The organism is Falsiroseomonas sp. (assembly GCF_030695085.1).
Taxonomy (GTDB): domain Bacteria; phylum Pseudomonadota; class Alphaproteobacteria; order Acetobacterales; family Acetobacteraceae; genus Falsiroseomonas.
On the sequence record NZ_JAUYTS010000021.1, the window covers coordinates 25410 to 32867 of the forward strand.

The following is a 7458-nucleotide window of genomic DNA, read 5'->3' on the forward strand; positions in this document are numbered from 1 at the left end:
GTGAAACGCCGATTCCTAGGCCGCCCGGATCGAGTCACATGGCTGTCATGTCGTTGCCGAATGGGTGGCTTTCGGCTGGCGAAAAAAGAAAACCCCCGCGGGCGGGCGCCACGCGGGGGTTTCTGGGGGTCGGCGCCGTTCAGCGGCAGGCGGTGACCATGATCTCCACCAGGTGGCGCGGGTCGGCCATGTTGGCTTCGACGCAGGCGCGCACCGGGCGGCCGGCCTCGCCCAGCCAGTTGACCCACACCTTGTTCATGGCGTCACGGTCGCGGATGTCCTTCAGCCAGATCTGCGCCTGCAGCAGGCGGGTGTTGTCCGTGCCATTGGCTTCCAGGGCGGCATCGATCTTGGCCAGCACCTGCTGGGTCTGCCCGGTGATGTCCTGCGACAGGTCATCCGCCGTCATGCCGGCCAGATAGACGAAGTTATGGTACTCGACGGAGGAGGACAGGATCGGGTTGCTGCCCTGGCGGGTGATCTTGGACATTGCGCGCATGCTCCTGGAGCGGTTTTGGCCCGCTTTTCCTAGGCCGCGTTGCCGGATGCGGCAAGGTGAGGGGGTGGCATCAGCCCTCGGGGCGGGGGCGGTCCTCGCCATGATCGGCGGCGCCAGTCACCGCGCAGCCGCAGAAGGGGCAACGCGCCAGGCTGGCCAGGCGCGGCGCCAGCGCCGGCGGCAGCGGGCGGCCTTCCAGCATGCGCGACACCTCGGCCTGCAGGGCTGCGTGGCTGTCGGTCGCCGGGCAGCCGGCGCCGTAATCCGCGGTGGTGGCGGCCGAGGGCGCCTCCAGCCGGAAGGCGCCGGCCGCCCCGGGGGCCAGGGCGATCGGCAGGCAGGTCAGCAGGGTGCGGCGCTTCGTCATGCGACGATGCTACCGCACCCGCCGCGGGCTACGCCACCACGGCGTAGCTGCTGCCGGAGGCGGCGGCGCCGATCATCGCCTCGAACACCGCAACGCCGTGGATCGCCTGGTCCAGCGGCAGCGGATAGGCCGGGCCGCCGGCGACCGCCGCGGCGAAGGCGGCCAGTTCAGCGGCCTCGATATCGGTCTTGGGGTAGGTCTTCACCCAGGGCTCACCCTCCCGCGGGGTGAAGGAAAGGTTTTCGTGGCCCTGCAGCACCAGGATGCCCTCCGTCCCATACAGCGCCACGCGCCAGAAGCTCGGCGTCAGCGCCAACGTCGCGAAGTTCACCGTGGCGCCAGATTCCAGCACGCCCAGCATCGCGGTGGTGTCGTCGATGGTCTGGGAGACCAGCGCATGGCTCTGCACCGTCACCTGCCGGAAGCGGCCGGCCAGGTGGATGATCATGTCGATCATGTGGATGCCCATGCCGCCCATGCCGCCCAGCGGGCTTTCGGCGCGGTCCGCGCGCCACATGCCTGGCTGGTAGTTGCGCGCGCCGGGGCCGCTGAACTGGCCATCCACATGCAGCAGCGTGCCGAGGCTGCCATCCGCCAGCATCGCCTTCATCTGCGCCACCGCCGGCAGGAAGCGGCGGTTGTGGCCGAGCGCCATCACCACGCCCGCATCCTGGCAGGCCTGCACCGCGGCGGCCGCACTCGCGCGGTCGAGCGTGAAGGGCTTCTCGACGAACACATGCTTGCCGGCGCGGGCGGCCGCGATCACCTGTTCCGCATGCTGGGCGTGCGGCGTGGCCAGCACCACGGCCTGCACTTCCGGGTCTGCCAGCACGCCGGCGAAATCCGGCAGGATGCGGATGCGCTGTTCGCCGGCCCAGGCGCGGGCCTTGTCCGGGCTGCGGGTGCTGCCGGCGACAAACCGGATCGGTGCCCCCTGCTGGCCCTGCACGCTGTTGACCAGCACCTGGCCCCAGCGGCCCATGCCCACGATTGCCGCATTCAGCATCACGATCTCCCTGTCTCACCACCCGGGCTTGCCGGCGTGCCTTCCAAAGCGGCTTCCATGCGCCGCAGCCGCGTCATGCCCCAGGCGAAGACGCCGAGGAACACCGCCACGGCCACAAGCGTCGGCCATTGCAGGCCGAACAACTCCCCCGCCGCACCCAGCGCCAGCGCGCCGAGCGCCGGGAAGGCGCGGGTGATCAGCCCCCACAGGGACAGCATGCGGCCGCGATAGACCGGGTCGGTCGCGCTCTGCAGCAGGGTCTGCACGCTGATCCCGTGCATAGAGGCAAAGCCGCCGATCAGCGCCGCGCACAGCATGCCGAGCGGGAAATACCCCGTCGCCACGAACCCCGCGGTGGCAATCGCCTGCGCCAGCGCACCGAACACCGCGAGCCGCACAACCCCCTCCAGCCGCCCGCGGGAGGCGACCCAGAGGCCGGTGATGAGCGCGCCGACGCCGAAGCAGGCGGTCAGGATCGCCAGGCTTTCGGCGCCGCGGCCGAACAGGCGCTCGACAAAGGGCGGCAGGATTTCCTGCACCCCGCGCAGCATCAGCGCGCCGAGCGCCGCATACAGCAGCAGCGGCCCGAGGCCCGGATGGCGCGCGGCATAGCGCAGCCCCTCCACCACCTCCGCGCCCAGGCTTGTGGAAACCGGGTGGCCACGGCGTTCCTTGGGGTCCACCCGCAGCAGATAGATGGTCAGGCAGGCGAACATGTAGCCCACCGCATTGCCCGCGATCGCCGGCACCACGCCCCAGATGGCGATCACCGGCCCGGCTATGGCTGGCCCGATGAAGCGCGCCACGGCAAAGCACAAGGAATTGGCGGCCACCGCGGCGGGAAGGTCGGCGCGCGCCACGATGCCGGGCATCAGCGTCTGCCGCGCCGGCTGGGCGAAGCTGGCGGCGATGCCGCCACACACCTCCAGCACCAGCAGCAGGGTGATGGTCATGTGGCCGCTGAAGGTCAGCCCGGCGACGGCCACGGATTGCAGGGCGATCGCCACCTGCGTCCACATCGCCAGCTTCACCCGGTCCACCCGGTCCGCCATCGCGCCGGCCAGCGGGCTGATCAGCACCGCCGGCGCCAGGTCGCAGAAGGCCACCATGCCGACCCAGAAGGCGCTGCCCGTCAGTTCCCAGGCGAGCCAGGACACCGCGATGCGCTGCATCCACAGCCCGGTCCAGGCGACCATGGAGCCGGAGAAGAAGAGCTGCGAATTCCGCGTGGACAGCGCGCGCGCGAGCGCGTTGGACGATGCCACCCCCGCGTCAGCGGGTGCGCCGCGGCGGGGCCGGGGGGGCGGTGACCGGAGGGGCGGGAACCGGTGGGGCGGTGAGCGGGGCGGCCGGCGCGGCACGCAGGCAATCGGCGATCAGCCGGTCACGGTCGATCTGCTGCGCGCCGCGATCCGACTCGACGCGACTGTAGGGGGCGACGGACAGGGTGCCGCGGCTCGATTCGGTCTCATCCATCCGCATCTGCTGGCCACGCTCGCGGAACTGCACCACCCGAGTCGCCTCCGCCCGGCAGGCGTCATAGGCCGCGTCGCGCTGCCCGGCGGGCGGCGGCGGCGGGGCGGAAATCGGTGTCGGCAGTGGCAGGTTGCAGGCCGAAAGGCCCAGCAGCAGGGCGGTCAGCGGAAGGGCGCGGGGGCGGGGCATCGAGGGGGACTTTCGGGCGTGCGTCAGGCCGGGACGCGGGATGCGGGCAGTGCGCGCGACAATAGACCCCGCAATGCCTCCGCGTCGAACCTGGCGGCGGCATCCAGCGGCATGGAGGCCGCCGCCCGCAGCAGGGAGGGGTGCAACTCCACCCCCTCGGCCGTCACGCTGAACAGCCCGGCCATCCATTCGCTACGCCCCATCACCTCGACCAGGGCCAGCAGCCGCAGGCACAAGGCCAGGCCGGGCAGGGTGGCAAGGTCGGTCCTGCGGTCCACCGCCTCGGCCCAGCACCGGGCATCGCGGTCGGCGATGGCGAAGACGATGGCGGCCCCCTGCGGCCCGCGGAACAGCAGGCGGCGCACCGGGCCCCACTGGCCGGACTGGGCATGGGCGCGCGCCGCATCCCAGGCGCCGAGCAGTGCCGTGGGGGTGACCGCGGGCAGGTCCGCCGGCGAGAGCGGGATGGCGTAGGACAGGCTGCCATCATCGGCGGCGGCCAGGGTGATCGCGTTTCCGGGCATGCTGCCTATGTGGCACCGCGCCGCGTCTTCGCAAACCGCCCCCCGGAGGGTTCGCAAACGCCCCACGCCGTGGCGTGATGGGGCATGACCGAACCGAACCGCATGACCGCCACCGAAGCCGCCCGCGCCATCGCCGCCGGGAAGCTTTCCGCCACCGAGCTGATGGAGGCCTGCCTGGCCCGCGCCGCGGCGCGCGAGCCCGTTGTGCGCGCCTTCATGCACCTGGACGCTGGCCAGGCACGGCGAAATGCGGTGAAGGCCCGGCCCGGCGCGCTGCACGGCATTCCGGTGGCGGTGAAGGATGTGCTGGATACGGCGGATATGCCGACGGGCTATGGCTCCCCGATCTGGGCGGGGCACCGGCCGCGCGGCGATGCGGCCGCCGTGGCCGCGGCGCGGGCCGCCGGCGGCGTCATCATGGGCAAGACCGTCACCACCGAATTCGCCACCCGCAGCCCGGGCGCTACCAGCAACCCGCACAATGCCGGGCATACGCCGGGCGGGTCCTCCTCCGGCTCCGCCGCCGCGGTGGCGGATTTCATGGTCCCGATCGCCTTCGGCACGCAGACCGCGGGCAGCATCGTGCGGCCGGCGGCCTATTGCGGCGTGGTCGGCTTCAAGCCGAGCTACGGCACGCTGCATCGCGGCGGCATGAAGGTGTGCTCCGAGAGCCTGGACACGATCGGCATCATGGCCCGCAGCCTGGCCGATTGCGCGCTGGCGATGGGCGCCATGACCGGGCGCGACCACCCCGACCCCGAGGCGAAGCGGGACCGCGCGCCGCGCCTGCTGCTCAGCCTGGGCCAGGCGCCCGGCGATGCGAAGGCGGAGACGGTGGCCCTGCTGCACCGTGCCGCCGATGCGGCGCGTGCCGCAGGGGCGGAGGTGGTGGAGGCGCCGCTGCCGCCCGCCTTGCTGGAAGCCGCCGAGCTGCACCCCTTCATGATGAACATGGAAACCCGCCAGGGCCTGGCGTGGGAGATTGCCGAGGCGCGGGCGCAGATCTCGGCCGTGCTGCTGGACCGGATGGATTGGGCCGGCGGTTTCCCGCCCGCCAAGCTGGAGGAGGCGCGCCATGCCGCCATGGCCGCCCGCGCCGCCTTCCTCGACTGGACCGCCGGCTTCGACGCGGTGCTGACCCCCTCCGCCCCCGGCGAGGCGCCGGCGGGACTGGCCTATACCGGCGATGCCACCTTCAACCTGCTGTGGACGCTGCTGCACGGCCCGAACGTGACCATCCCCGCCGGCACCGGCCCGGCCGGGCTGCCGATGGGCGTGCAGCTTGCCGGGCGGGTTTCGGAGGACCCGGCGCTGCTGGGCACCGCGCGCTGGGTGCAGGCAGCTTTGGAGAACTGAGTCTGATAATGCCACCGGGACCGCACATCCGGGGCAGGACAACAAACACCAAGATACTGAGCTCTTGCCAATGCTTAGGTGCTTAGTTCTGGCATTTGAGGGTACGGATTTATGGTGAAGCGTTGAGGCTCGAGGGCCCATGCTTTGCAGATGAATGCGTGGGGTGTGAGGCCGCGGAGGCGCTTGAGCCTGCGGCCGAAACTGTAGGCGGCGACAATCTCCTCGAGGTGTCGCCGGAGTTGCTCGTGGATGTCGTAGTGGAAGCGCTTCTGGTGGCGTCCTTGATGCTTCGGTTCATCCGCTCGACCTGACCGTTGGTCCAGGGATGGTTGATGCGGGTGAAGCGGTGCTCGATGCCGTGCTCGACGAAGCGCAGGTCGAACATGTGGGTCAGGTAGCGGGCAGTGGGCTCATCGGCGTAGCGAGCTGGCAGGCGGAACTGGATGCCGTTGTCGGTGAGCATGGTGCGGATGCTGTGGGGCACGGCAGCGACGAGGGCTACGAGGAAGGCGGAAGCTGTGACGCGGGTGGCGCTCTCGACCAGCTGGACGAAGGCGAACTTGCCGGTGCGGTCGATGACAACGAAGAGGAAGAGCTTGCCCTCCGCAGTCTGCACCTCGGCGATGTCGATGTGGAAGTACCCGATGGAGTAGGCCTGAAGGCCTTCTTGGCTGCTTTTGTCGCCCTCGATCTCAGGCAGGCTGGAGATGCCGTGACACGGCAGGCAACGGTGCAGCAAGAGAATGTTTGCAGACCGGTTGCAAGCAAGTTGCCTCATCAACCTCGATGCGCCACATTGCGATGCATAATTCGGCACTTTTACTTAATCGCGAGGGCTGGGTCAGCCACTCCAACAGATCGGATAGCCATGGCCGGGATCTCAGCCGCTATTCCAGCACCTCTACGGGCGCTTCGCTGGAGGCTGCCTTGGATGCGCGTCACCGACGCCTTTAGGCGTGCGCCAATCGCGGCATCCGTGCGCGCAGCTCGGTTCACGTTGAGTGAACTTTCTGGGCGGGATTTTTCGTTTTTTACGCCGGACGGCACACGACTTACAACGATGCCAAACAATTTCAGTTCATTTGCGATGTGCGTGGCCGGCGCCCGCGATCCTCAGATCTGGCGGTTCGTTGAGCGCCATCTCCAACCCGGCGAGGTCTTCGTGGATGCAGGCGCCAACATCGGCGCATACACTATTCCCGCCGCACGCTTGGTCGGACCTACCGGCAGGGTCATCTCATTCGAGGCGCATCCCCACACATTCCGGTTTCTTCAAACCAACATAGATCAGAGTGGCCTCTCCTGGGCGGCTCCACTAAATCTTGCTCTTGGCGAAGTTCCGGGAGAGATTGAGATAGTTTTTGCTGACAGCAACCCGGGCGAGACCCATGTCGCTTCTAGCAGTGATGGAAGGGGTGTTAGCGTTCCAATGCAAACACTTGACGCGGCCTTGGCGGAGCAGGGGGTGATTGCGGTATCTTACCTTAAAATTGATGTTGAGGGATTTGAGCTTCCTGTGCTGCGCGGAGCGCTAGGCACTATCGCATCTAGTCCGCGGATCGCTGTACAGACCGAAATGGAAGCACGCCACGCGGCGCGATACGGCTACCGGCTCGAGGCAATAGGGGATTTGCTGCAGGGCGCGGGGCTACGCCCGCACCATCTTGACGCCACGGGAGCTCCACGTGCGCTTGAGGGAGCGCTTAGAGGCGACGTAATCTGGCTGCGCTGACAGGGGCTCCGCGCTCATCGTTTTGAATTGAGCCCGCTCCCCCACGGCGCGCGCCGCTTCGGGGCATGCGCAGAGAGCTGCGGTCGCCGTCAACGACGCTCAGCGTGGATGAGTTGGAGGCGGTGGTGGACCCCGTCTCCGCCGCCGCGTGCAACACGTCGGAGGCGGAGCAGGTGCCGGCGCGTCGATTAGATGTTTAGTCCTGGCGTTTGGTGGAGCGGGTTGGCGTTGAACCGCTGTGGCTCTGCGGTCCACTGCTTGCAGATGAACTCGTAGGGCGTGAGTCCGCGCAGGGTCTTCAGTCGGCGG

General features: G+C 69.0%; 8 protein-coding genes and 2 pseudogenes. 2 read left to right on the forward strand and 8 right to left on the reverse strand.

Annotation, left to right across the window (positions count from 1 at the left end):
- Positions 1-139 precede the first annotated feature (139 nt).
- From Q8S40_RS02090 to Q8S40_RS02115, 6 genes are all read right to left on the reverse strand, one after another.
- Entirely contained in the window at positions 140-490 is a 351-nt protein-coding gene (locus tag Q8S40_RS02090) for a RidA family protein (protein WP_304816180.1), read from the reverse strand.
- A 79-nt stretch (positions 491-569) separates the two neighbouring features.
- Positions 570-866, reverse strand: a complete 297-nt coding sequence (locus Q8S40_RS02095; RefSeq protein ID WP_305669110.1) for a hypothetical protein — start codon at positions 864-866, stop codon at positions 570-572.
- A 28-nt stretch (positions 867-894) separates the two neighbouring features.
- Positions 895-1872: a Gfo/Idh/MocA family protein gene (locus Q8S40_RS02100; protein ID WP_304816177.1), complete on the reverse strand. Its 978-nt coding sequence runs from the start codon at positions 1870-1872 to the stop codon at positions 895-897.
- A complete protein-coding gene (locus Q8S40_RS02105; RefSeq protein ID WP_305669111.1) occupies positions 1872-3137 on the reverse strand; it encodes an MFS transporter in 1266 nt (421 codons plus the stop codon). The genes Q8S40_RS02100 and Q8S40_RS02105 overlap by 1 nt, the downstream gene beginning before the upstream one ends.
- 7 nt (positions 3138-3144) lie before the next feature.
- Positions 3145-3537: a hypothetical protein gene (locus tag Q8S40_RS02110; RefSeq protein ID WP_305669112.1), complete on the reverse strand. Its 393-nt coding sequence runs from the start codon at positions 3535-3537 to the stop codon at positions 3145-3147.
- 23 nt (positions 3538-3560) lie between these two features.
- The gene (locus tag Q8S40_RS02115; protein WP_305669113.1) at positions 3561-4061 is read right to left on the reverse strand and encodes a hypothetical protein; all 501 of its coding nucleotides are present in this window, start codon (positions 4059-4061) and stop codon (positions 3561-3563) included.
- A gap of 102 nt (positions 4062-4163) precedes the next feature.
- On the opposite strand from Q8S40_RS02115, the gene Q8S40_RS02120 reads away from it, so the two are divergent.
- A complete protein-coding gene (locus Q8S40_RS02120; RefSeq protein ID WP_305669114.1) occupies positions 4164-5417 on the forward strand; it encodes an amidase in 1254 nt (417 codons plus the stop codon).
- Between the two features lie 74 nt (positions 5418-5491).
- Here the strand turns inward: Q8S40_RS02120 and Q8S40_RS02125 are convergent.
- A pseudogene (locus Q8S40_RS02125) lies at positions 5492-6153 on the reverse strand (integrase core domain-containing protein); the annotation flags it as partial.
- 195 nt (positions 6154-6348) lie between these two features.
- Between Q8S40_RS02125 and Q8S40_RS02130 the strand changes: the two are divergent.
- Positions 6349-7149 (forward strand): FkbM family methyltransferase, encoded by an 801-nt coding sequence (locus Q8S40_RS02130; protein WP_305669115.1) that lies wholly within the window; start codon positions 6349-6351, stop codon positions 7147-7149.
- A 188-nt stretch (positions 7150-7337) separates the two neighbouring features.
- On the opposite strand, the pseudogene Q8S40_RS02135 reads toward Q8S40_RS02130, so the two are convergent.
- Positions 7338-7458, reverse strand: a pseudogene (locus Q8S40_RS02135) (IS481 family transposase); the annotation flags it as partial.

Coding starts and splice junctions, on each gene's coding strand:
- Q8S40_RS02130 (WP_305669115.1), top strand. CDS start 6,349: ATGCGCGTCACCGACGCCTTTAGGCGTGCGCCAATCGCGGCATCCGTG.
- Q8S40_RS02090 (WP_304816180.1), bottom strand. CDS start 490: ATGTCCAAGATCACCCGCCAGGGCAGCAACCCGATCCTGTCCTCCTCC.
- Q8S40_RS02100 (WP_304816177.1), bottom strand. CDS start 1,872: ATGCTGAATGCGGCAATCGTGGGCATGGGCCGCTGGGGCCAGGTGCTG.
- Q8S40_RS02120 (WP_305669114.1), top strand. CDS start 4,164: ATGACCGCCACCGAAGCCGCCCGCGCCATCGCCGCCGGGAAGCTTTCC.
- Q8S40_RS02115 (WP_305669113.1), bottom strand. CDS start 4,061: ATGCCCGGAAACGCGATCACCCTGGCCGCCGCCGATGATGGCAGCCTG.
- Q8S40_RS02095 (WP_305669110.1), bottom strand. CDS start 866: ATGACGAAGCGCCGCACCCTGCTGACCTGCCTGCCGATCGCCCTGGCC.
- Q8S40_RS02110 (WP_305669112.1), bottom strand. CDS start 3,537: ATGCCCCGCCCCCGCGCCCTTCCGCTGACCGCCCTGCTGCTGGGCCTT.